The organism is Sorangium sp. So ce406 (genome assembly GCF_051474675.1).
In the GTDB taxonomy this organism is placed as follows: Bacteria; Myxococcota_A; Polyangia; order Polyangiales; family Polyangiaceae; genus Sorangium; species Sorangium cellulosum_G.
The window spans coordinates 6,396,750-6,420,376 of sequence record NZ_CP150340.1; the positions used below are offsets into that span (position 1 = coordinate 6,396,750).

Annotated in this window: 17 protein-coding genes; 14 read left to right on the plus strand and 3 right to left on the minus strand. The window is 72.3% G+C overall.

The window, feature by feature from the left end; genetic code table 11:
• Positions 1-172: 172 nt before the first annotated feature.
• Positions 173-676, plus strand: a complete 504-nt coding sequence (locus tag WME96_RS23540) for a hypothetical protein (RefSeq protein ID WP_437283827.1) — start codon at positions 173-175, stop codon at positions 674-676.
• Positions 677-873: 197 nt separating this feature from the next.
• On the opposite strand, the gene WME96_RS23545 is transcribed toward WME96_RS23540, so the two are convergent.
• The 3 genes from WME96_RS23545 to WME96_RS23555 form a co-directional block, all read right to left on the minus strand.
• Positions 874-1,779, minus strand: coding sequence for a response regulator (locus tag WME96_RS23545; protein WP_437283828.1), 906 nt, complete (start codon positions 1,777-1,779; stop codon positions 874-876).
• Between the two features lie 92 nt (positions 1,780-1,871).
• Positions 1,872-7,226 carry an AAA family ATPase gene (locus WME96_RS23550; RefSeq protein ID WP_437283829.1) on the minus strand — a complete coding sequence of 1,785 codons (5,355 nt, stop codon included), beginning with the start codon at positions 7,224-7,226 and terminating at the stop codon, positions 1,872-1,874.
• A 357-nt stretch (positions 7,227-7,583) separates the two neighbouring features.
• Positions 7,584-8,204: a TetR/AcrR family transcriptional regulator gene (locus WME96_RS23555; RefSeq protein ID WP_437283830.1), complete on the minus strand. Its 621-nt coding sequence runs from the start codon at positions 8,202-8,204 to the stop codon at positions 7,584-7,586.
• Positions 8,205-8,436: 232 nt separating this feature from the next.
• On the opposite strand from WME96_RS23555, the gene WME96_RS23560 reads away from it, so the two are divergent.
• The 13 genes from WME96_RS23560 (at position 8,437) to WME96_RS23620 (ending at position 23,616) form a co-directional block, all read left to right on the plus strand.
• On the plus strand, positions 8,437-9,993 hold the full coding sequence (locus WME96_RS23560) for a serine/threonine-protein kinase (protein ID WP_437283831.1): 1,557 nt from the start codon (positions 8,437-8,439) through the stop codon (positions 9,991-9,993).
• Between the two features lie 11 nt (positions 9,994-10,004).
• Positions 10,005-11,078, plus strand: a complete 1,074-nt coding sequence (locus WME96_RS23565; RefSeq protein ID WP_437283832.1) for a hypothetical protein — start codon at positions 10,005-10,007, stop codon at positions 11,076-11,078.
• Positions 11,079-11,512: 434 nt separating this feature from the next.
• Positions 11,513-12,163: a cytochrome c3 family protein gene (locus WME96_RS23570; protein ID WP_437283833.1), complete on the plus strand. Its 651-nt coding sequence runs from the start codon at positions 11,513-11,515 to the stop codon at positions 12,161-12,163.
• A gap of 91 nt (positions 12,164-12,254) precedes the next feature.
• Positions 12,255-15,290, plus strand: coding sequence for a TAT-variant-translocated molybdopterin oxidoreductase (locus WME96_RS23575; RefSeq protein WP_437283834.1), 3,036 nt, complete (start codon positions 12,255-12,257; stop codon positions 15,288-15,290).
• The gene (gene nrfD / locus WME96_RS23580; protein WP_437283835.1) at positions 15,287-16,630 is read left to right on the plus strand and encodes an NrfD/PsrC family molybdoenzyme membrane anchor subunit; all 1,344 of its coding nucleotides are present in this window, start codon (positions 15,287-15,289) and stop codon (positions 16,628-16,630) included. The genes WME96_RS23575 and nrfD overlap by 4 nt, the downstream gene beginning before the upstream one ends.
• Position 16,631: 1 nt before the next feature.
• Positions 16,632-17,165 (plus strand): DUF3341 domain-containing protein, encoded by a 534-nt coding sequence (locus tag WME96_RS23585; RefSeq protein ID WP_437283836.1) that lies wholly within the window; start codon positions 16,632-16,634, stop codon positions 17,163-17,165.
• Complete coding sequence (locus tag WME96_RS23590) at positions 17,162-17,803, plus strand: c-type cytochrome (protein WP_437283837.1); 642 nt, start codon at positions 17,162-17,164, stop codon at positions 17,801-17,803. Before WME96_RS23585 ends, WME96_RS23590 begins: the two co-directional genes overlap by 4 nt.
• Entirely contained in the window at positions 17,800-18,996 is a 1,197-nt protein-coding gene (locus WME96_RS23595; RefSeq protein WP_437283838.1) for a hypothetical protein, read from the plus strand. Before WME96_RS23590 ends, WME96_RS23595 begins: the two co-directional genes overlap by 4 nt.
• Positions 18,993-19,385, plus strand: a complete 393-nt coding sequence (locus WME96_RS23600; RefSeq protein ID WP_437283839.1) for a hypothetical protein — start codon at positions 18,993-18,995, stop codon at positions 19,383-19,385. The genes WME96_RS23595 and WME96_RS23600 overlap by 4 nt, the downstream gene beginning before the upstream one ends.
• The gene (locus tag WME96_RS23605; RefSeq protein ID WP_437283840.1) at positions 19,382-20,218 is read left to right on the plus strand and encodes an SCO family protein; all 837 of its coding nucleotides are present in this window, start codon (positions 19,382-19,384) and stop codon (positions 20,216-20,218) included. The genes WME96_RS23600 and WME96_RS23605 overlap by 4 nt, the downstream gene beginning before the upstream one ends.
• On the plus strand, positions 20,215-21,306 hold the full coding sequence (gene coxB, locus WME96_RS23610; protein ID WP_437283841.1) for a cytochrome c oxidase subunit II: 1,092 nt from the start codon (positions 20,215-20,217) through the stop codon (positions 21,304-21,306). The genes WME96_RS23605 and coxB overlap by 4 nt, the downstream gene beginning before the upstream one ends.
• Entirely contained in the window at positions 21,303-22,964 is a 1,662-nt protein-coding gene (locus WME96_RS23615) for a cytochrome c oxidase subunit I (protein WP_437283842.1), read from the plus strand. The genes coxB and WME96_RS23615 overlap by 4 nt, the downstream gene beginning before the upstream one ends.
• Positions 22,936-23,616 carry a cytochrome c oxidase subunit 3 family protein gene (locus WME96_RS23620; protein WP_437283843.1) on the plus strand — a complete coding sequence of 227 codons (681 nt, stop codon included), beginning with the start codon at positions 22,936-22,938 and terminating at the stop codon, positions 23,614-23,616. The genes WME96_RS23615 and WME96_RS23620 overlap by 29 nt, the downstream gene beginning before the upstream one ends.
• Positions 23,617-23,627 lie beyond the last annotated feature (11 nt).

Here is a 23,627-nt window from a genome sequence, read left to right on the forward strand (position 1 = left end):
CGGCCGCCGGCGGGGGGTGCGAGACGGGCGAGCGTCGGGATCGTGCGGAGGCGCGCGGGCGGTTGAACGGACCGCGTGGCCCCGGGCACGCAGCATCGGGTGGGCAGAGGGCGCCGCGGTGACGGTCGGCGCCGCTGCCATGAGTCCACCTCCCGGATCAGGAGCGATGAACATGAATACGCGTACGGCCTTCGAATGGGCCCTTGGCCTCTCTCTGTGCGTCTTCTCCACCACGATGGTCGGCTGCTACATCGAGACCGACCGAGACTGCGACTGGGACGACGACGAGGAGTGTTTCTGGGACGACGGGCACGACGCGCCCGACGCGCCGGATGCGCCGGATGCGCCCGACGCGCCCGACGCGCCCGACGCGCCCGACGCGCCCGACGCGCCCGATATCGGGCGCCCTGACCGCAACGACGACGGCGACGGCGGCGACAGCAGCACCGGCGCGGGGGGGGAGACGGCCGCGTGCGAGGCGGACTGCGACTGCCCGAGCGGCAGCGCGTGCGTGGAAGGCGCCTGCAAGGTGCCCTGCGCGGCCTCTTGCGACTGCGCAGAGGGCGAGTCGTGCGAGGGCGGGTATTGCGAGCCGCCGCCCGAGCCGGCCATCTCCTGCGAGGTGGACTGCGACTGCCCGAGCGGCAGCGCGTGCGTGGAAGGCGCCTGCACCTGAGCCGCCTGCCTGGTTCATGAGATAAGGAGTCACAGAGAGAAGGAACCACAGAGGCACAGAGGGCACAGAGGGAGAGAGAGAGAGAAAAAAAATCATCTCTTCTCTCTCCCTCTGTGCCCTCTGTGCCCTCTGTGGTTCCAATTCTTCTCCATCACGGAGCCGGAACCTCCGGGACGCAGGACTACCTGCAGCGCGATCTACCGCTCCCGCAGCAGCCCCTCGTCCTCGTGGCGCTGCCGGAGCTCGGTGACGTCTGTCAGCGAGACGATCGCCTCGGGGTACTCGCCGCCCAGGGCCGTGATGCGAACGTCGACGTGCCGGCGCCCCTCGGCGCCGTCCACGGAGAACGCCATCCGCTGCGACGCCCCCTGGTCGATCGAGCGCCGCACCAGATCGAGCGCCCGCGCCACCTCGACCGGCGGCACGAGCTCCTCGAGCGAGGACGGGACCGCGCCGGCGGCGATGCCCTGCGGGGGCCGGACCCGGTGGCACCGCCCGTGCCGATCGACCCGCACGAGCTCCTGCGGCCAGACGTCGAGGAGCGCCCGGAGGTGCGCCTCGCGCTCGAGCAGCGCGGCGTGCGCCCGCGCGCGCTCCCGCTCGTGCCGCCATTTCGCGCTCAGCGCCGCCGCCATCTGCCGCACCTCCATCGGCTCGAACGGCTTCTTCAGGATCAGGTACCGGTCCACGTGCGAGAGCCGGTTCGCGATCTCCTTCCACGACAGGTCGGTGTACGCGGTGCAGAAAACGGCCTGAACGTCGGGATCCTCGGCGAAGATCCGGTGGATCGTCTCCACCCCGTCGATCCCGGGAGGCATCCGGAAGTCGACGAACGCCACGGCGTACGGCTCCCCGCGCGCCCGCGCCTGCCGCACGAGCTCGATCCCCTCTTCGCCCTGGTGCGCCAGCGTGAGCTCCACGTCGAGCTCCACCGCCGGGGCGGTCCTCGGCACGTCGATGTCGCCGAAGAGCTCGGCCTCGTGCTCATCGAGCGAGGTCCTGGCGGGAGCGGCCCTCAGGATCCTCTGGAAATCACTGTGGATCGAGGCGTTGTCGTCGACGACCAGGATCCTCGCCTTGTGGAGCGCGCTCGCGTTGCTCATCTCACCCTCGGCCAGCGCCGCTCCTATCCTCTGGGCGGGCCAGGGCTGCAACGCACGGCACAGAGCACGGCTCCGCCGCGGCCGGACCGCCCTCAGTCGACCGCCGCGCGGCGGATCCGCCCGCTGCGGGGCGCCGCGGCCGGGAGCTCGAGCGTGAACTTCGCGCCCTGGCCCGGGCCCTTGCTCTCCGCGCGGAGCGCCGCGCCAAGGACGCGGGCCTCCAGCACGCTCGAGTGCAGCCCGAGCCCCGTGCCCTCGGGCCACGTCGTGAACCCCTGCTGGAACAGCCGCGCCAGGTGCTCCGAGGCGATGCCCACGCCGGTGTCCTCGATCTCCACGGAGCAGCCGCCGGCCTCGAGCGGCGCGCAGCGGACGACGACGCGGCGATCCGGGCCCACCGCGTGGCACACCGCGCGCCGCGCGTTGGTGATGAGGTTGGTGACGATCTGGAGCAGCCGGTGCCGGTCCGTCTCGACCCGCGCCTCGTCCGAGAGCTCGCAGACCACGTCGATGCCGTGGTGCGCGCGCTCGGCGCGGTTCAGCCCGACGCGCAGGGCGTCCTCGATCACGGAGGCGACCGAGACCGGCTCGACGATGACCCTCATCCCGGCGTTCCGGAGCTGATCGGAGACGATGTCGCGGATGCGGCTCACGCACTCGCCGAGCTCCAGGAGCTCGGAGGCCGCGGTCTCCTGCTCGGCGGCGAGGTGCCGCGCGAGCTCGCCGATGTACTCGATGAGCCGCTGGCCCCGCGGGTCGCTCGTGAGGAACGCGCCGAGGTCGCCCCGGTGCGCCTCGAGGAGCTGCGCCACCTGGGCGAGCCGCGAGACGCGCGAGCCCGCGACCCGCTCCGAGAGCTGCATCCGCAGCACCATGACGCTGTTCAGCGCGTTGCCCACGTTGTGCATGGCGCTGTCCGCGACCTCGGCCATCCCCGCCCTGCGCGCGGCGTCCACGAGCTTCTGCTGCGTGCTCCGGAGCTCGTGCGTGCGCTCCTCCACCATGCGCTCGAGGTTCTCGTAGACGAGCGCGTTGTTGAACGAGACGGCCGCCTGCGCGGCGAGCAGGTGCAGGATCTCGAGGCGCTCGGGCCCGAAGAGCCCCTCGAACAGGTTGTTCTCGAGGTAGATGGCGCCGAGCACCTGCCCCTTGAGCAAGAGCGGCGCGCAGAGCATCGACCGGACCTTGCGGGAGCTCACGTAGGGGTCGTCCCGCAGGGCGGGATCCCGGGACGCGTCCGCGTAGATCACGCTCTGGCATGTGCGCACGGCGAGCCGCACCACGGAGGCGCAGACCTCGTCACTCTCGTCGCCGAGCGGGATCGAGGGCAGCGCGCGCGGCTCGGGCGGGTGCGCCGCGCCCTGCGCGACGAGCACGAGGCCGTCGCCGCGGACGAGGAGCAGCGTCCCCCGCTCGGCGCCGGCGTTCTCGACGAGCACCTGCACCATGCTGCCGAGCAGCCGCTCGACGACGAGCTCCTGGGAGAGGACGCGCGCCGCCTTGAGCAGCGTCTCCACGTCGAAGGCGTCCGCCCGCACAACCCCCGGCGCGGGCCGGTCGCGCCCCGGCCGGATGAGCGGGAACTCCTCGGTGAGCCGCGCGATCTTGCGGTCCACGCCCCAGCGGCTGTAGGCCTGGACCGCGTCCGTGAGGAAATCGAGCGCGACGCGCGTCCTGCCGCGCGACATCCAGAAGCGGCCCGCGAGCTCGCACGCGATGGCCTCGATGTTGGGGAAGGCGTGCTGGCGCGCGAGCGCGATCGCCTCCTCGTAGGCCCTGGCCGCGTCGTCGAGCCGCCCGTCGAGGCGCGCCGCCTCCGCCTCGACGAGCTGGTGCTTGTGAGAGAAGTTCTCCGGGCAGCCCTCGGTCCAGCCGCGCAGCCGCTCGCGGCACGCGTCGAGATCGGCCCGCAGCCGCGCCCGCTCGCCCTCCTCCGCGCCGGGCAGGAGCGCGGCGATCGCGAGCGCGCGGTAGAACCGGAGCGCCGCGGTCTGGAACTTCCCGGCCAGGAAGCCGAGGTTCTCCTCGGCCTCGTCGGCGACCCGCAGCGCGTCCGCGGGGAGGCCGTGCAGGTACAGGCACATCGCCTTGAGGATCTGGTAGTGGCAGAGCGCGTAGCGCGTCTGGTGCGCCTCGCAGTCCTTCAGGAACTGCTCCTCCGTCAGCGACTCCTCGGGCACCGCCGCGCCGTCGCCGGTGAGGTCCCGCAGCGCGAGCAGGAGGCCGAGGAGGCTGTGCGTGGCGACGGTGTGCCGGGTCCGCTTGGCGAAGCGGAGGGAGCCAGGCAGCTCGTCGAGCAGCCCGCGCGCGCTCTCGCCGCGGAAGAGCGGGTTGAGGAGCAGGTAGATGAGGAAGTAGCCCGCGAACTGGAGATCGCCCGCGTCGAGACCGGCGCGGTAGCCGTCCCGGAACAGCGCGTCCGTCTCGGAGAGCGGCCGCACCCACGACTGGATGTTGTTGCCGAGGATGTAACAGGCGCGGCAGAAGTCGCCCTGCATGCGGAACCGGAGGCCGATGTCGGCGGCCAGCCGCCCGAACGCGTAGCCCTGGCGGTAGTCGCCGTGGAAGTGGCCGATCAGGCCGCCGTACATGGCGAAGCCGTAGGACGCCTCGGGGGTGAGGCCGTGCTCGAGCGAGATCCGCACGATGCTGCAGCACGCGAAGAAGTTCAGCTTCTCGAGCTTGAGCATGTAGAGCGGCGCCATCAGCTCGTTGAGCACGCCGACGGCGAGCCGCTGGCCCTCGTCGGCGATCTCCGGCGCGTCGATCAGCGAGGCTGGCGCCCGGCCCGCGAGGAGCTGCTGCACGCGCGCGGCCTCGGCCTCGACGAGCGCCGCGAGCTCCGCCTCGCCCGCGCGGGAAGGCAGCGCGACGCCGATCAGCGCGAGCGCCTCCCGCCCGGCCTCCACCGTGTCGGTGAAGCGGCCGCGCATGGTGTACTGCACCATCCGGAGCTTCAGGAGGTCGGCCTTCTCGACCGGGGTCCTCGCGTGGCCGAGCGCCTCTGTGACGAGCGCCTCGGCGGCGTCCATCGCGCCGAGCAGGTACTCCACCTCGGCCAGCTGCCGGAGCAGCGGGAACGCGAGCGCGTAGCGCGACGCGAACGCGCCGGCCGGGAGCAGGCGGCGGCCCGCCTCGAGGTAGCGCCGGGCGGCGGCGTAGGCGGTCGCGTGCTTCGCCCGGACGGCCGCCTCTAGGTTGAGCTCCGCGATCGCGAGCCGCTCGTCGCCGTCGCGCACGAGGCCGAGCCCCTGATCGAGCTGCTCGACGATCTCGAAGACGCGCTCGGCGCGCTCCTCGGGCGTCGCGCCCGCGAGGAGCCGGCGGCCGATGCGGAGGTGGACCGCCTCGCGCTGGGGCCCGTCGATGAGGCCGTAGACCGCCTGCTGCACGCGGTCGTGGAGGAAGCGGAAGCGGGTCGCGGCGGCCGCCTCGCCGGGCGCGCCCGCGAGCGCGCCCGCGCTCGCGAGGACGTACTCGTCGCGGATCGCCGGCTCGAGGCGGCGCGCGGCCTCGATCCTGTCGAGGCCGGCGATGACCGCGAGCGTCTCCAGATCGAAGGTGCTCCCGATGCACGCGGCCAGCGTCAGGAGCTCGACCGTCGCGGCGTCGAGGCTGCGCACGCGGCCGCTCATCAGCTCGACGACGTTCTCGGTGAACCCGCGCGCCTCGATCCGGTCGAGGTCCCAGCGGAAGCGGCGCTCCTCCGGGGAGAAGTAGACGAGCCCGTCGGCGTCGAGCGCCTGGAGGAACTGCCGCGCGAAGAACGGGTTCCCCTCGGTCTTGTGCATGACGAGCCGCGCGAGCGGCTCCACCGCGTACGGGTCCTGCCGCAGGGTGTCGGCCACCAGCCGGATCAGCGACGCGAACGCGAGCGGGAAGAGCTGGATGGTGGTCACCTTCACGGCGCTCGCCTGCGCCGACCGCAGCGTCATGAGCAGGGGGTGGCTCTCGTCCACCTCGTTGTCGCGGTAGGCGCCGACGAGGAGGAAGGGCCCGAGATCCTCGGCCGCGAGGAGCCCCTCGATGAGCCAGAGCGTGCCCGCGTCGGCCCACTGCAGGTCGTCGAGGAAGAGGACGAGCGGCCGCTCGCTGCCGCAGAACGCCCGGAGGACGCCGCGGAAGGCGAGCAGGAGGCGGTGCTGCGCCTCGGCCGGGCCGAGCTCCGGCGGCGCGGGCGGGATGTTGCCCGCGCCAAGGACGATCCCGATCTCGGGCAGCACGTCGACGAGGAGCGACGCGTTCCTGCCGAGCTGCTTCTGCAGCGAGCGCCGCGCCTCCTCGACGCGCTCCGCGCTCTCCGCCAGCACCTGCTGGAGCAGGCCGCGGAGCGCCTGGATCACGGCGGAGTACGGGATCCCGCGGTGGAGCCGGTCGAACTTGCCCGAGATGAAATGGCCGTGCTCCCGGGTGAGCGGCTTGTAGATCTCGTGCACGAGCGACGTCTTGCCGATCCCGGAATACCCCGTGACCAGGATCATCTCGCGGCTGCCGGCGAGCACGCGCTCGAAGATCGACAGGTACTGGTGCGCCTCCCCCTCGCGCCCGTAGAGGCGGTGCGGGATGCGGAACTGCCCGGAGACGTCGTGCTCGCCGAGCGGGAACGGATCGATTCGCCCTGTCTCGAGGAGGGCTCGTCGACACCTGAGGAGGTCTTTCGACAAACCTTCTGCGCTCTGGTAGCGCTCCTCCGCGTCCTTCGCGAGGAGCTTCATGACGATCGCGGATACGGCGGGAGGCACGGAGTCTTCCGGCAGGGGCGCGGGGGGTCGGGCGAGGTGGGAGTGCATCCACTCGAGCGGCCCCGAGGCGTCGAACGGCAGTCGCCCCGCGAGCATCACGTAGAGCACGACCCCGAGCGAGTAGAGGTCTGTGCGCCAGTCGAGGGCGCGGTTCATCCGGCCGGTCTGCTCCGGAGACATGTAGGGCAACCTGCCCTCCTCGACCGTGCTCTGCACCTGCGGGTGCTCCTTCCGGAGCCGCGTCGAGAACATGAAATGGGTCAGCCGGACGGCGCCCGCCGCCGGGTCGACGAAGAAGCTCTGCGGCTGGATGTGCTTGTGAATGACGCCGCGGCGGTGCACCTCGGCGAGCGCGTCGGCCATGCCCGCGGCCCACGCGAGGAGCTGGTCGATCGGGAGCGGCGAGCGCGCGAGGAGCCAGTCGAGGGGCACGAGATCCTCGTCCTCGAAGACGAGGACCGGCGCCTCGCCGGAGAGCTCCATCAGCGTGGGGCTCAGCACCTGCGCGGCGTCGAGAGAGCGGGTGATCTCGAACTCGTTGAGCAGCGCGCCCGCGGCCGGAGCAGTCGTGTGACGAGGTGAGTCGAGGTGAGCCTTGAGCAGCACGCGCCGCGCGTCGCTCTCGCGCACGGCGCGCACGATGCTCCAGCGGTCGTTCGTCGTTTGCAGCACCTCTTCGCTGCGATAGCCCACCGCTACTTGCAAGGCTCTGCTCCGTTCTGGCGAGGCGCCGAGTGGCCCCCGGTAAGGCGACGCATCGTAAGCGAGCGATCCGTCCGTGTCACAGAAATTGTCGGGAGTCCGGGCGGATCAGCGTCTGTGCGATCGAGATCATCCAACGAGACGATCGCGCGCAACACGCCTCTCGGCGCGCGGGCCGTGCGCGGTTGAGGCCTGGACGACAGGAGGCGCGATCGTGCCATGTCGGCGCTCAACGCAGCTCGTCAGAGCGCCTCGCCGGCGCGATCGGCCGCTGGCGGCGAGGGGGGATGTCGGGCGCCGTGCGCGGCGCTCGGCGACAGGCGGCCCGGCCGCGCAGGTGGGGTCGCGCCGGCGAGCGGGTCAGCGCGGCGGCTTGCGCGCGGGATCGCGGCCGGCGAGGCCGTAAAGGACGATCTGGTGGACCGCGGACAGCACCGCCGCCACCTCCTCGCGGGAGATCTGGAACAGCCATGGAGGAGAGAAGCTCGCGTAGGCCGTGAGGAGCGCGCGCGCGGCGAGCTCGGGGTCGGCGGCGTCGAGCTCGCCCGAGCGGGCGCCGCGCTCGATGAGATCGCGGAGGAGCGCGCGCTCCTCGTCGAGGAAGCGGGCGTGGGCCGCCTTCACGGCGCGGCTCTGGCAGTGCACGAGATCGCACGCGTGCGCGCCGGAGCCGGCGAGCTCCAGGAAGGCGCGCGCGCGGGCGTCGAACACCGCGCGCAGCCGGTCGCAGAAGGGCAGGTCCTCGGCGGCCGCGGCGCGCATGGCGGCCATGACGGCGCGGTGCTGCCCGCTGGAGAGCTCCTCGACGATGGCGTCCTTCGAGGCGAACTCCAGGTACACGGCGCCGACCGCGATCTCGGCCTCGCGCGCGATGTCGGCGACGGTCGTCTTGGCCGGCCCGTACCGGCGCAGGAGCCGCTCCGTCGCCTCGAGGATCCGCTGGCGCCGCTCGCTGGCGCTGCCGGGGGGGCCGTGCTCCATGACGCGCGCGATGATCTCCCGGATTCACGCGCGGGGGAAGCGCCCCGGGGCGGCCGGGAGGCGCCGGGGCGGGGCACGCGGCGGGGCGGGGCGCGGGCGGCGCGACGGAGCGCAGCCACGCGATTGATTGCCGTCCGCCCGGCGGCTATCGTGGGCTGGCTTTGCGCCGGGTTTTCCATGAAGATCGCGCGTCCACACGCGCCTCGGTCCGGCGCGCCGAAGGGACCGATCCATGACGAGCACCGCGCCGACACACGACGAAGCCGACGGGCTGGTTCGAGAGGGGCAGGTGATCGCGGGAAAATACCGCGTCGAGCGGGTGATCGGCGCCGGCGGGATGGGCGTCGTCGTCGCGGCGACGCACCTCCAGCTCGAGGAGCGGGTCGCGATCAAGCTGCTGCTGCCGGCGGCGGCGCGCTCGCGCACGCTGTCCGAGCGCTTCGTGCGCGAGGCGCGCGCCGCGGTGAAGGTCAAGAGCGAGCACGTGGCGCGCGTGACCGACGTCGGGACGCTCGAGTCGGGCACGCCGTACATGGTGATGGAGTACCTGTCGGGCAGCGACCTCGCCGACGCGCTGCGCGCCGGCGGGCGGATTCCCCCGCAGGCCGCGGTGGAGTACGTGCTCCAGGCCTGCGAGGCGCTCGCCGAGGCGCACGCCGCGGGCATCGTCCACCGCGACCTCAAGCCGGCGAACCTGTTCCTCACGCGGCGCGCGGACGGCTCGCCGTGCGTGAAGGTGCTCGACTTCGGGATCTCGAAGGTGGCGCCGAGCGGCTCCGACCCGCGGATCACCGACACGACGGCGGTGATGGGCTCGCCGCTCTACATGTCGCCGGAGCAGCTCAGATCGTCCCGCGACGTCGACGCGCGCACCGACGTCTGGTCGCTCGGGGTCATCCTGTTCGAGCTGCTCGCCGGCGAGCCGCCGTTCGACGGCGCGACCATGCCGCAGCTCTGCGTGGCGATCATGCAGGGCGTCCCCCGCCCGCTCGCCGCGCTCCGCGTCGACGTGCCCCCGGGGCTCGAGGCCGTGATCCTGCGGTGCCTGGAGAAGACGCCGGAGCGGCGCTTCCGCGACGTCGGGGAGCTGGCCGCGGCGCTCGCGCCGTTCGCGAGCGGGCGGGCGCGGCTCTCGGTCGAGCGGATCAGCGGGATCGCGCGGAGCTCTGGGCCCCCGCGGCCGGCGACCGCGTCGGGCGGCGTGGCGACCTCCCCGACCCTGGCGAGCACGTCGCCGACGTGGAGCGGGACGGTGGTGACGCGGAAGCGGCACGTCGGGCTCGCCGTCGCGCTGGGCGTCGGCCTGTCGCTGGTCGCCGCGGTCGGGGCCTTCGCCTTCCTCACCGGCCGCGCGCGGCCCGGCGACGCGCCGGCCGAGCCGTCCGCGAGCGCCTCGGCGGCGCCGACGCTGTCCGACGCCGCGGCGCTGCCGGCCGTGTCCGCGGCGCTGCCGGCCGTGTCCGCGGCGCTTCCGGCCGTGTCCGCGGCGCTTCCGGCCGTGTCCGCGGCGCTTCCGGCGGCGTCCGCGGCGCTCGCGCCGGCCGTCACGCCCGGCGGCGTGGACGCGCCCGCGCCGGTGGACGACGGCCCCGCGGCAGCGCCGGGCCCGGCCGGGGCCACCTCCGCGGCGTCCGCCAGCGTCAAGGCGGCGCCGCGCCCGGCGAGCGCCGCGCCGCGCGCCGCCGGCGCCGCCGCCTCCCCGCCGCCCCGGCCCGCCCGCCCGCCCGTGGCCCCGGCCCCGCCGGCCGCGGCGCCGGCCAACGGCAACCTGTTCGACGATCGCAAGTGAGGACACCACGCATGACGAGCCTGCCCCTGCAGCACCTCGGGCGCCTGCTGGCGCTCGCGATGTTCCTCGCCGCCCTCGTGGGCGGCGGCCGCGACGCGAGGGCCGATACGGCGGCAGCACAGGCGCTGTTCGACGCGGCCAGGCAGCTCATGGCCCAGGGCAAGTACGCCGATGCGTGCCCGAAGCTCGAGGAGAGCCAGCGGCTCGACCCGGGGATCGGGACGCAGTTCAACCTGGCGACCTGCTACGAGCAGCTCGGCCGGACGGCGAGCGCCTGGTCGACGTTCCTCGAGGTGGCCGGCGCGGCGAAGGCCGCGGGCCAGGTCGAGCGCGAGAAGGTCGCGCGGCAGCGCGCGACGGCGCTGGAGCCGCGGCTCGTCCGGCTGACGATCACGGCGCCCGCGGACGCCCCGGCCGACCTCCAGGTGAAGCGCGACGGCGCCCCCGTGGGGCGCGCGCAGTGGGGCATCCCGGTGCCCGTGGATCCCGGGAAGCACACGATCGAGGCCTCCGCGGCCGACAGAGCGCCGTTCGCGAAGACCGTCGAGGTCACCAGGGCGGGCGCCTCGGAGACGGTGGCCATCCCGCCGCTGCCCGCGGGCGCGCCGGCGCGCGCCGCAGCGCAGCCGACGACCGGCGCGACCGGCGCCGCGCGGCCGACCAGCGGCGCGGCCCCGCCGGCGAGCGGCGCCGCGCCTCCGACGACCGGCGCCGCGCTCGCGCCGGTCGCCGGAGGCGCCCCGACGCCGCCGGCCCGGCCGCTGATGCGGCGCCGTAGCAAGGGGATGATGGTCACGGGCATCGTCCTGACGAGCCTCGGCACCATCGCCCTCCTCGGCGGGGGCCTGGCGCTCGCCTCGGAGTGCTCCGACCCGGAGTGCGAGACGTACGGCGAGGACGAAGGAGGCGCCGGGGCCGCGCTCGTCGTCGGCGGGCTCATCTTCGCCGGCGTCGGCATCCCGCTCGCGATCGTCGGCGGCCGCCTGGTGCCCGTCGAGCCCGAGAAGAAGAAGGCCGCCGCGCCAGCGTCCTCGACCGAGCTCGTCCTCGGGCCGCGCTACGCCGGGCTTCGCTGGTCGATGTGAGCGCCGGCGCGGCGGGACGCGCCGCGCTCGGTCGTCGGACGTCGGCGATCCAGAGCGCCGATCAGCTCGAAACACCCAGGGAAGAAGAGATTCGAACCACAGAGGCACAGAGGGCACAGAGGAACAGCAGACAAAACTCTGTGCCCTCTGTGCCCTCTGTGCCCTCTGTGCCCTCTGTGCCCTCTGTGGTTCGCTCTCTCAGGGCTGCCTCATCGTCGGTGTCCTAGAGATCGCCCGCGCGCAGATCGCGCGCCTTCACACGCTCTGACGCGCGCGCGATAGACGCACGCCGGACGGCGCGCCTCCGGGATCGCCCGAGCGCGCCGGCCCCGGCGCGCGAGAGGCGGCGAGCCCGCGAAACGGCCCCGGCGATCCTCGCATCGATGGAGACGGCCGCGTTGACGCAGGGTGAGCGCGGCGGTCCACGCGAGCTCATGGCATCCGTATTTCCACGCTGGAGCAACACCGCTCTCCGGATCGCGATCGCCGCCGTGTTCCTCGGCGGCGCGGCGGCCGTGGCAGCGCCGATGATCTACGTGCGCAGCGACTGGAACACCGGGCAGAACCTGCCCGTGCAGCAGCCGGTGCAGTTCGACCACAGGCACCATGTGCAGGACGACGCCATCGACTGCCGGTTCTGCCATTACACGGTCGAGCGGACAGGCACCGCGGGGATGCCGTCGACGGCGCTCTGCATGGGGTGCCATGGCCAGATCTGGAATCAGAGCCCGAAGCTCCAGCTCGTCCGCAGCAGCTATTTCTCGGGCACGCCGATCCCCTGGAACCGCGTCAACGACGTCCCCGACTTCGTCTATTTCAACCACGCGATCCACGTGAACAAGGGGGTCGGCTGCGTGACGTGCCACGGCCGCGTGGACCAGATGCCCGACGTCTACAAGGTGTCTCCGATGTCGATGGGCTGGTGCCTCGACTGCCACAGGGCGCCGGAGCGGCACCTCCGCCCGCCCTCCGCGGTCGCGGACATGGACTGGGACGCCGGCCCCGACGCGGCGCGGATCGGCCGGCAGATCGCGCAGGAGCTCGGCGTGCGGCGGCTCACGCACTGCTCGACGTGCCACCGGTGAGCGCGCGGGCGCGAGGAGGACGATCGCCCGGCGAACAGGGGACCTTGGCAACGGCGGAGGCGCCGATCCACCGATGACCTGAAGAGGGACGATGGCTGATCGAAGACAGATCCCATGGAGCTCCGCGCTCGACGGCAAGACGGGCAAAGCATACTGGCGCAGCCTGGCGGAGCTCCTCGAGACACCGGAGCTCCGCGAGGCCGCCGCGCAGGCGCTCCCCGGCGGCGAGGGCGACGCCGGCGCGGTGAGCCGGCGGACCTGGCTCAAGCTGCTCGGCGCGAGCATGGCGCTCGCCGGCGTGTCCGGGTGCAACGCGAGGCCCGCGGACAAGATCGTCCCTTATGTGACGACGCCGCCGGAGGTGACCCCGGGGATCCTCCGGTATTACGCGACGAGCCTGGAGCTCGACGGATTCGCCACGGGCATCCTCGTCGAGAACCACGAGGGGCGGCCGACGAAGGTCGAGGGCAACCCGGAGCACCCGGCGAGCCTCGGATCGACCGGCGTGTACGAGCAGGCGTCGGTGCTCGGCCTCTACGACCGGCACCGCGCGCGCGCGGCGCGGCGCGGCGCGGCGCCGGCCGCGTGGGAGGCGTTCGTCGAGCAGTTCGGCGGCGCGCGGGACGATCGCGGCGCCGGGCTCCGCTTCGTCCTGAGGCCCACCGGCTCGCCGCTCACGCAGGCCCTCATCGGTCGCGTCCAGGAGCGCCACCCGGCGGCCCGCTTCACGTTCCACGCGCCCGCCCGGTCGCGCGACGCGGCGCGCGGGGCCGAGCTCGCGTTCGGCGCGCCGCTCCAGGCGCAGTACGACTTCCGGACGGCGGACGTCATCCTCGCGCTCGACGCGGATTTCCTGGCGTCGATGCCGTTCAGCGTGCGGTACGCGCGCCAGTTCGCGGAGCGCAGGCGCGTCGGGTCGCCGACGGGCACCATGAGCCGGCTCTACGTCGTCGAGACCGGGCTGAGCCCGACCGGGAGCATCGCCGATCACCGGCTGCGCGGGCGTCCGAGCGAGGTGCCGGCGCTCGCCGCGGCGATCGCGGCGGAGCTGCTCCTCGCGGAGGGCGCGCGCCCCGGAGCCATCCCCGCGGACGCGCTCGGCGCGCTCGAGCCGGCCCGGGCGCGGGTGCGCGCGGAGGACAGGCCGTTCGTGCAGGCGCTCGCGCGCGACCTCGCGCGAGGCGGGGCGGCGAGCGTCGTCGTGGTCGGGGAGCGGCAGCCGCCGCCGGTCCACGCGATCGCGCACCTCATGAACGCGGCGCTCCGCAACGACCGCGCGGCGTGGGCCACCGCGGGGACGCTGATCACGGCGGGCGGCGCGGAGCAGGAGCTCGCCGCGCTCGCCGAGGAGATCCGGCGCGGCGCCGTCGACACGCTCGTGATCCTCGAGAACAACGTGGCTTACACGGCGCCGGCAGACATCGAGTTTGCCAGGCTGCTCCGCGCCGTCCGGAGCCGCGTCTACCTCGGGCTCTACGAGGACGAGACCGCGGCCGGCTGCGACTGGTTCGTGCCGGCCGCGCACGACCTCGAGGCCTGGGGGGACGCGCGCGCCTACGACGGCACGATCTCGCTGATCCAGCCGCTCATCGAGCCGCTCTTCCAGGGCAGGACGGCCTCCGAGGTGCTCACGGTGTTCGCGGGCGAGCCGCGCCGGAGCGCGCGCGAGCTGCTCCGCGAGGCGTGGAGGGCGCGCCGGGGCGGCGCCGATTCCGACGCGTTCTGGGAGGAGGCGCTCCGGCGCGGGCTCGTCGAGGGCACCGCGGCCCCGCGCGAGAACGCCGCGCTCCGGCCCGATGGGATCGCCGCCGCGGCCGCGGCGCTCGGGCAGCTCGCCGCGGCGGCGCCGGCGCCCGCGGGCACCCTCGAGATCGCGTTCTCGACCGACGCCAACGTGTATGACGGCCGGTTCGCCAACAACCCGTGGCTGCTCGAGCTGCCCGACCCGATCACCAAGCTCACCTGGGACAACGCCGCGCTGCTCGGCCCGGAGACCGCCAGGGCGCTCGGCGTCGAGAGCGAGGACGTGGTCGATGTCGAGCTCGGGGGGCGGACGATCTCGATACCGGTGCTCGTCGCCCCGGGGCACGCCGACGGGACGCTGTCGCTCCAGCTCGGCTATGGCCGGAGCGGCGCCGAGTCGATCGCCGCCGGCGTGGGGGTCGACGCGTACCGGCTCCGCACCACGGACGCGCCGTTCTTCGCGGCGGGCGCCTCGGTGCGGAAGCGGCCGGGCGAGAAGCACCCGCTCGCGCTCACGCAGGCGCACTGGAGCCTTCACGGGCGCCCCATCGCGCTCTCGGTCCCCCTCGCCGTCTACCGCGAGCACCCCGACTTCACGGAGGCGTTCAAGGGGCCGCAGCCGTCGCTCCTGCCCGCGGTGACGGCCCCCGGGGTGCCGCTCGGGCAATGGGCCATGACGATCGATCTCACGATCTGCACCGGGTGCAGCGCGTGCGTCGTCGCGTGTCAGGCCGAGAACAACGTGCTCGTGGTGGGCAAAGACGAGGTCCTGAACAGCCGCGAGATGCACTGGCTCCGGATCGACACGTATTACTCCGGCGACCCGCGCGACCCGGGCGTCGTCCACCAGCCCATGCTGTGCCAGCACTGCGAGAAGGCGCCGTGTGAATACGTGTGCCCGGTGAACGCGACCACGCACAGCCCCGACGGGCTCAACGAGATGACCTACAACCGCTGCGTGGGGACGCGGTTCTGCTCGAACAACTGCCCCTACAAGGTCCGCCGGTTCAACTGGTTCGATTTTACCGAGCTCCACGCCTACAACGACGGGCTCGCGCGGCTCCAGCGCAACCCCGACGTGACCGTGCGGGAGCGCGGCGTGATGGAGAAGTGCACGTACTGCGTCCAGCGGATCCGCCGCGCGGAGATCGCGGCGCGCGTCGAGCAGCGCGAGATCCGCCCGGGGGAGGTCGTCACCGCCTGCCAGCAGGCCTGTCCGACGCGGGCAATCCAGTTCGGCTCGCTCTCTCATCAGGAGACGGAGATGGTCGCGTGGCGCGGCGAGGCGCGGAGCTACGCGGTGCTCCACGACCAGGGCACCCGGCCGAGGACCATGTACCTCGCGCGCATCAACAACGAGAACCCGGAGCTCGTCAAGCCGTGACCCAGCCCCTCCTGATCGGGCGGCCCACCGACGAGGCGCTCTCGGAAGATCTCCTGTCGGTCGTGTGGAAGCCGCGATCCAGGCTGTGGTGGGCGGCGTTCGCCCTCACCGGGGCCGGGACGGCCCTGCTCGCGATCACCATCACCTATACCGTCACGACCGGGATCGGGGTCTGGGGCAACAACATCCCGGTCGGCTGGGCGTTCGGGATCATCAACTTCGTGTTCTGGGTCGGCATCGGCCACGCGGGGACGTTCATCTCCGCGATCCTGCTCCTGCTCGAGCAACGCTGGCGCACGAGCATCAACCGGTTCGCCGAGGCGATGACGCTCTTCGCCGTCATCCAGGCGGGCCTCTATCCGCTCCTGCACCTCGGGCGGCCCTGGTTCGCCTACTGGCTCGTCCCCTACCCCTCCACGCTCGCGGTCTGGCCCCAGTTCAAGAGCGCGCTCCCGTGGGACGCCGCGGCCATCTTCACGTACTTCACGGTCTCGCTCGTCTTCTGGTACCTCGGGCTCATCCCGGACTTCGCGTCCCTGCGCGACCGGGCCCCGGACCGCGGCCGGCGGATCGTCTACGGGATCCTGTCGCTCGGCTGGCGCGGCTCCGCGCGCGCCTTCCGCCACTACCGGATCCTCTATGGGCTGCTCGCCGGGCTCGCGACGCCGCTCGTGGTCTCGGTCCACTCGATCGTGAGCAGCGACTTCGCGACCGCGCTCGTCCCGGGGTGGCACTCGACCATCTTCCCCCCGTTCTTCGTCGCCGGGGCCATCTTCTCCGGCTTCGCGATGGTGCTGACGCTGCTCATCCCCGCGCGCCGCATCTTCCACCTCGGGAGCGTCGTCACCCAGCGGCACATCGACAACCTGAGCAAGCTCGCGCTCGTCACCGCCTGGATCGTCATCTACGCGTACATCATCGAGTTCTTCGCCGCCTGGTACAGCGCGTCGGAGTTCGAGATCTACCAGTTCTTCGTCGCGCGCCCCGCCGGCCCGAACGCCGCCGTGTTCTGGGCGCAGATGTTCTGCAACGTGCTCGTCCCGCAGCTCCTCTGGTCCTCGAGGGTCCGGAGGAACATGGTCCTGCTCTGGATCATCTCCATCCTCGTGAACGTCGGGATGTGGGCCGAGCGGTTCGTGATCATCGTCATGTCGCTGCAGCGCGAGTTCATCCCGTCGGGGTGGCACGCCTACCGGCCGACGTGGGTCGATATCTCGATGTTCGCCGGGACGATCAGCTTCTTCCTGCTGCTCTTCCTGATCTTCCTGCGCCTCTTCCCGTTCATCCCCGTGGCCGAGGTCAAGGAGCTGAACCACGAGCTCGGTAAGGAGGAGCACTGACATGAAGAGAGGACTGCTCGCCGAGTTCGAGACGCCCGAGGCGATGCTCCGCGCGCTCGCGGAGCTCCGGAGCCGCGGATACCGGCGGCTCGACGCGTTCACGCCGTACCCGGTCCACGGCGCCGAGGCGGCGCTCGGACTCGGTCGATCGCCGCTCACGTGGATCGTCTTCCCCTTCGCGCTCGCGGGCGCCGCGGGGGGCTACCTCGTCCAGTGGTACAACAACGCCTACGACTACCCGCTCAACGTCGGCGGGCGGCCGCAGCACGCGGCCCCGGCGTTCGTGCCGATCACCTTCGAGATGATGGTGCTCACGACCTCCCTCGTCGGGTTCGTGGTGCTGCTCGCGCTCACGAAGCTGCCCGAGCTCTGGAATCCGGTGTTCGACGTGCCAGGGTTCGAGCGCGCCACCATCGATCGGTTCTGGATCGGCATCGACGCCCGCGACCCGGCGCTCATCCGGCCCATCGCCGAGCGCGATCTCACCGATCTGGGCGCGCTCACCGTCGCCTGGGCCGGAAAGGAGCGGCCGTGAGGCGCGGGCGCTCCGTCGTCCTCGGCGCGCTCGCCGGCCTCGCCGCGGCGCTCTGCGTCGCGTGCACCCCGGCGACCCCGGCCCAGGACGAGCGCGGCGAGGCCGACGAGCTGGACCTCGAGCGCATGATCCGCCAGAAGCGCTACGCGCCCTACGAGCCGGCGGAGATGTTCGACGACGGCGCCGTCATGCGCCGCCCGCCCGAGGGCACCGTGCCGAACGACCGGGTGACCGGCGATCCCGGGCTCACGCGGGGCGTCGCGGGCGGCGCGTACGTCGACCGCATCCCGGTCCCGGTCACGCTGGAGCTGATCCGGTACGGCCAGGGCCGTTACGAGATCTTCTGCGGCGCCTGCCACGGGATCGCCGGAGACGGCGAGTCGGAGGTCGCGCGGAACATGACGCAGCGGCGCCCGCCGTCGCTCGTCGACGCGCGCGTGCAGGCGTTCCCGCCCGGCCGCATCTACCAGGTCATCGTCGAGGGCTACGGCCTCATGCGCTCGTACGAGCCGAACATCCCGCTCCGGGAGCGCTGGGCGATCGTGGCCTATGTGAAGGCGCTCGGGCGGAGCCGCGCCGCCGCGCTCGACGCGCTCCCCCCGCCCCTGCGCGAGCGCGCCCTGAAGGAGCTCCCGTGAACGGACGAGTCCCTCGCATCCCCATCTTCCGGGGCGGCCGCGCGCTCGTCGCGCGGTCGCTCGGCCTCGCGCTCCTCGGTGCCGTCCTGCTCGTCGTCGGCGCGTTCGTGGACCGCGAGCGCGTCTTCTACGCGTACCTCGCGGCCTACGCCTACGCCGTCACCACCGCGGTCGGCGCGCTCATCTTCCTCATGATCTGCCACGCGATGGGCGCGACATGGCCCGTGGCCGTCCGCCGCCTCGCGGAGGCGATCCTCTCGGCGCTGCCGCCCCTCGCCGCGCTGTTCCTCCCGCTCCTGCTCGGGATGGACGCGCTCTACGGGGACTGGCTCCATCCCGAGTCGATCCACGACGAGCACGTCCGGGCGATCGTGCTCCACAAGACGCCCTACCTGAACCTCCCCTTCTTCCTCGTGAGGACGGGTATCTACTTCGCCATCTGGCTCGCCCTGGGCGCCCTCCTGCGCCGCGGCTCGCTCCGGGGCGACGCGAGCCCGGCGCTCGCGGGCGGCGGGCGGCTCCGCGCGCTCAGCGTCGGCGGCCTGCCGCTCGTCGCGCTGGCGCTCTCCTTTGCCTCGTTCGACTGGCTCATGTCGCTCGCGCCGACGTGGGTGTCGACGATGTTCCCCGTCTACGTCTTCGCCGGCGGCTTCGTCGCGGCGATAGCGCTGCTCACGGGGCTGACGTTCACCTCGGAGCGCGCCGGGCTCCTGCCCGGGCTGAGCAGCTCGCACTACTACGCGCTGGGCCGGCTGCTCCTCGCGTTCACCATCTTCTGGGCGTACGCCGCCTTCTTCCAGTTCATGCTGATCTGGATCGCGGACAAGCCCGAAGAGGCGGAGTTCTACCTGCGCCGCTACCACGGCCCGTGGGGGACAGCGACCCTCGTCCTCGTGCTCGCGCGCTTCGTGATCCCCTTCTTGATCCTGCTCAATTACGGGATCAAGCGGCGGCCGGCGTGGCTGTCGGCGGTCGCCGCCTGGGTCCTCGTCGCGCACTACCTCGACATGCACTGGCTCGTCGTGCCCGAGGCCTCCGGCGTTCGCGCGCCGTACCACTGGCTCGATCTCGCGGCGCTCCTCGCCGTGGTCGGCCCGTGCGTCGCGTTCGCCGCGCTCCGTCAGCGCGGCAAGCCGCTCGTCCCCGTCAACGACCCGGCGCTGCCGGCCGCACTCCGTTACGAGAGCGTATGACCTCCCAGTACCGCCGTCCCGACGTGCGCCAGGAAGAGGATCACCTCCCCTGGCGGAGGATCCTCGCCATCGCGTTCGCGGCCATCGTCATCTTCATCACCCTGGCCGCCTGGTCCTGGATGATCCTGCGCGGCCGCGAGGCAGCGCTCCGCGCCGGCGGCAGGACCATCGAGCACGCGCGCGAGGGCTTCCTGCCGCGCGGCGTGGTGGCCGGGGTCGATCAGCGCATCTTCCGACGCCAGGCAACCGGCGAGGAGGGCCTCGGCAAGGTGCTCAATCGCAGGAAGCGCGAGGAGCTCGGCCGCTTTGGCTGGGCCGACCGGGGGCGCGGGATCGTGCAGATCCCGATCGAGGACGCGATGGGCCTCGTCGCCGAGGAGAGCCGATGAGGACGGCGCACCTCTCCGCCGCGGCGCTCCTCGCCGTCTCGCTCTCGCGCGCGCCGCTCGCGGCCGCCGCCGACCCGCCGGCGCTCCCGCCGGCCGCGCGCGAGGCCGACATCGAGGAGCGCCTCGGCAGCCCCATCGACACGGCGCTGTCGTTCACCGACATGGAAGGGCGCGCCGCGCCGCTCGCCGCGCACCTCGACGGCAGGCGCCCGGTCCTGCTCGTCCTCGCCTATTACCGCTGCCCGACGCTGTGCGGCCTCGTGCTGCGCGGGCTCGTCTCCGGCATGGGGAAGCTCGACTACCGGCTCGGCGAGCACTACCGCGCGCTCACGGTGAGCTTCGATCCCCGGGACACCCCGGAGTCCGCGGCGCGGAAGCGGACAGCCACCCTCGCGGCGCTGGGCATGGCGGCCGCGCCGGCGCCGGATCTCTGGCCGTTCCTCACCGGCGATGTCCCCGAGATCCGCGCGCTCGCGGGCGATCTCGGGTTCCGGTTCGCGCACGACCCGCAGACCGACCAGTACGCGCACCCCGCGGCGGTCTTCGTGCTGACGCCGGAGGGCCGCATCTCTCGCTATCTCTATGGCATCGAGTTCCCCGCGCTCGACCTCCGGCTCGCGCTCCTCGAGGCGAGCCGCGGGCAGGTCGGCACCACCCTCGATCGGGTCCTCATGACGTGTTATCGCTACGACCCGGCGAGCCGCCGCTACGGCCCCCAGGTGGCCGGCTTCCTGCGGCTCGGCGCGGCCGGCATCCTGGCCTGGGTCGTCACGCTGGTCGCCTTCTTCGGCTGGCGAGGCTGGCAGCGCCGGCGGCGGGAGGGCGCGCGATGAACGAGCTGTTGCGCCAGATCCTCTTCTTGCCCGAACAGCGCTCCTCGCTGGCCCGCGAGATCGACGGGCTCCATTACATCGTCGTCTCCGTGACGATGGGCGGCGCTGTCCTGATCACGCTGATCGGCGGCTATTTCCTCATCCGCTATCGACGGCGCCTCCAGGACACCGCGCGGCCGCACGCGGGGACGCTCGCGAAGCCGGCGCTCGCCCTGGAGACGGTGACGCTCCTCGGCCTCGGCGTCCTGTTCCTCGCGTTCTGGAACGTCGGCACGCGCCAGTTCGTCGACCTGCGCACGCCGCCCGACGACACGCTCGACGTCTACGTCACCGGGAAGCAGTGGATGTGGAAGTTCGCCTACCCCGAGGGAGAGAGCATGATCTCGGTGCTCTACGTCCCCGCGCGCAGGCCGATCAAGCTCATCATGACGTCGCGCGACGTCATCCACAGCTTCTTCGTCCCCGCGTTCCGCATCAAGCAGGACGTCCTCCCGGGCCGCTACACCACGGCCTGGTTCGAGGCGAGCGAGCCCGGCGCGTATCCCATCCTCTGCACGGAGTACTGCGGCACGAGCCACTCGGAGATGCGCGGCCAGGTGATCGCGCTCGAGCCCGCCGATTACGAGCGCTGGCTCGCCGGCGGCGCCGCGAGCACGCCGGCGTTCGCGCAGGAGGCCGCCGCGCAGGCGGAGCAGGAGCGCGCGGAGGCCGAGCCCACGATGCCGAGCCGCGGCGAGCGCGCCGCCGCCCGCCACAACTGCCTCCGGTGCCACACCCTCGACGGCACGCCGCACATCGGCCCCACCTGGGCAGGCCTGTACCGCGCCGTCGTGCCGCTCGAGGGCGGCGGCGAGCGCATCGCCGACGAGGCGTACATCACCGAGTCGATCATGGACCCGCTCGCCGCGCTGCACCGCGGGTTCCAGCCGGTCATGCCGTCGTATCTGGGGCAGGTCACGCCGCCGGACATCGCCGCGATGATCGAGCTCATCAAATCGATCCGCGACGTGCCCCGCGGCCCCGTCGTGCCGTGGGACGGCGGCGTGGGCGGGAGCGGCGCCGCCGCGCCGGGAGGGACGACGCCATGATCGCACACGAGATCGAGGGGGTAGCGCCGGGGCACGGCGCGCACGAGGCCGATTATCTGCGAGCCGACGCGGGCGTGCGCTCGTGGCTGCTCACGACCGATCACAAGCGCATCGGGATCATGTTCTACGCGCTCATCATACCGATGCTCCTGCTCGGCGGCGTCTTCGCGCTCGTCCTCCGGACGGAGCTCCTGACGCCGGGGCCCACCGTGATCAGCGCGTCGACCTACAACCGCATGTTCACGCTCCACGGCGTGGTCATGGTGTGGCTCTTCATGATCCCATCGATCCCGAACATCTTCGGGAACTTCGCCCTCCCGCTCATGATCGGGGCCAAGGATCTCGCGTTCCCGCGCCTCAACCTGGCGAGCCTCTACGTCTATGCCATCGGCGCCGTGATCACGCTCGGGGCAGCCGTGGGCGGGGGCGCCGACACCGGGTGGACGTTCTACCCGCCCTACAGCACGACCACGCCCACGGCGGTCATTCCCGTCGTGATCGGCATCTTCATCCTCGGCATCTCGTCGATCATGACCGCGGTGAACTTCATCGCGACCACGCACACGATGCGCGCCCGCGGGCTCGGCTGGGGCCGACTGCCGCTCTTCGTGTGGGCGATCTACAGCACGAGCATCATCATCCTGCTCGCGACCCCCGTCCTCGGCCTCACGATCCTGCTCGTCGGGGCGGATCACGTCTATCACTTCGGCCTCTTCGACCCTGCGCTGGGCGGCGATCCCGTGCTGTTCCAGCACCTGTTCTGGTTCTACTCCCACCCTGCCGTCTACATCATGGTGCTCCCGGCGCTCGGGGTCATCAGCGAGGTGGTCTGCACCTTCTCGCAGCGGCAGCCGGCGTCGTACTGGGCGATCGCCGTCTCGTCGCTCGGCATCGCGCTCATCGGGTTCGCCGGGTGGGGGCACCACATGTTCGTGGCCGGGATGAGCGAGGTCGACGCCGGCATCTTCGGCGCGTTCTCGATGTTCATCGGGATCTTCTCCGCCATCAAGGTCTTCACCTGGGTGGCGACCCTGCAGAAGGGGTCGATCCATCTCAACACGCCGATGCTCTATTTCCTCTGGTTCCTGTTCCTCTTCGTCTTCGGGGGCATGACGGGCATCGCCGTCGCGACGCAGTCGCTCGACGTGCACTGGCACGACACGTACTTCGTCGTCGCACACTTCCATTTCATCATGGTCGGCGGCACTCTCACCGCGTTCCTCGCGGCCGCGCACTACTGGTTCCCGAAGATGTTCGGCCGCATGTACTCCGAGCCGATGGGGCTGCTCACGTCCTTCGGGGCGTTCCTCGGGTTCATCCTCACGTTCCTCCCCCAGTTCCTCCTGGGCAACGCCGGGATGCCCCGCCGCTACTACAGCTACCCGGAGCAGTACCAGTGGCTCAACGTGCTCTCGACCGGGGGCGCCTACCTGCTCGGGGCCGCGCTCGTGCTCTCGCTGGTGAACCTGCTCATCGCCCTGCGCTGGGGGGCGCGCGCCCCCGCCAACCCGTGGAGGTCGCGCAGCTACGAGTGGATCACGCCGCCCATCCCGTCGAAGCACAACTTCCCGGTGACCCCGATCGTCGAGCGCGGCCCGTACGACTACCACCTGACCGAGGAGGAGGCCCATGCTCGAATCTCAGCCGCCGCTCATTGAAGCGCAGCCGCAGCCGCTCGCCCCGGCGCGGCTCGCCATGCAGTTCGAGGATCTCGAGAAGCAGACCCACGCCGCGCACTTCGGCATGTGGATCTTCCTCGCCAGCGAGGTCCTCCTCTTCGGCGGCCTCTTCGGCCTGTACGCCGGCTACCGCGCGATGTACGGCGCCGAGTTCGCCGCCGGCATCGCGCACAACAGCGCCCCGATCGGCACGGCGAACACGGCGATCCTCCTGACGAGCAGCCTGCTCGTCGCGCTGAGCGTCTACGCCGTGCGCCTGGATCGGCCGGCGCGGGCCGGCCGCCTCCTGCTCGGCGCCATCGCGCTCGGGGCCGCCTTCCTCACGCTGAAGGGCATCGAGTACGCGGCGCACTTCCGCGAGGGGATCTTCCCCGGCGCCGGCTACCGCTTCGAGGAGCTCCCGCAGGCCGGCGCGCGGCTGTTCTTCACGCTGTACTATGTCTCGACAGGCCTCCACGCCGTCCACGTCACGGCGGGGCTCGTGGTCCTCGGCTGGCTCGCGTGGGGGTGCTTCCGGCGCCGGTACGGCGCGGGCAACGAGACGCACGTCGAGCTCGGCGGGCTCTACTGGCACCTCGTCGACGTGATCTGGATATTCCTCTGGCCGATGCTCTACCTGATGCACCGCTAACGGCACGTTGC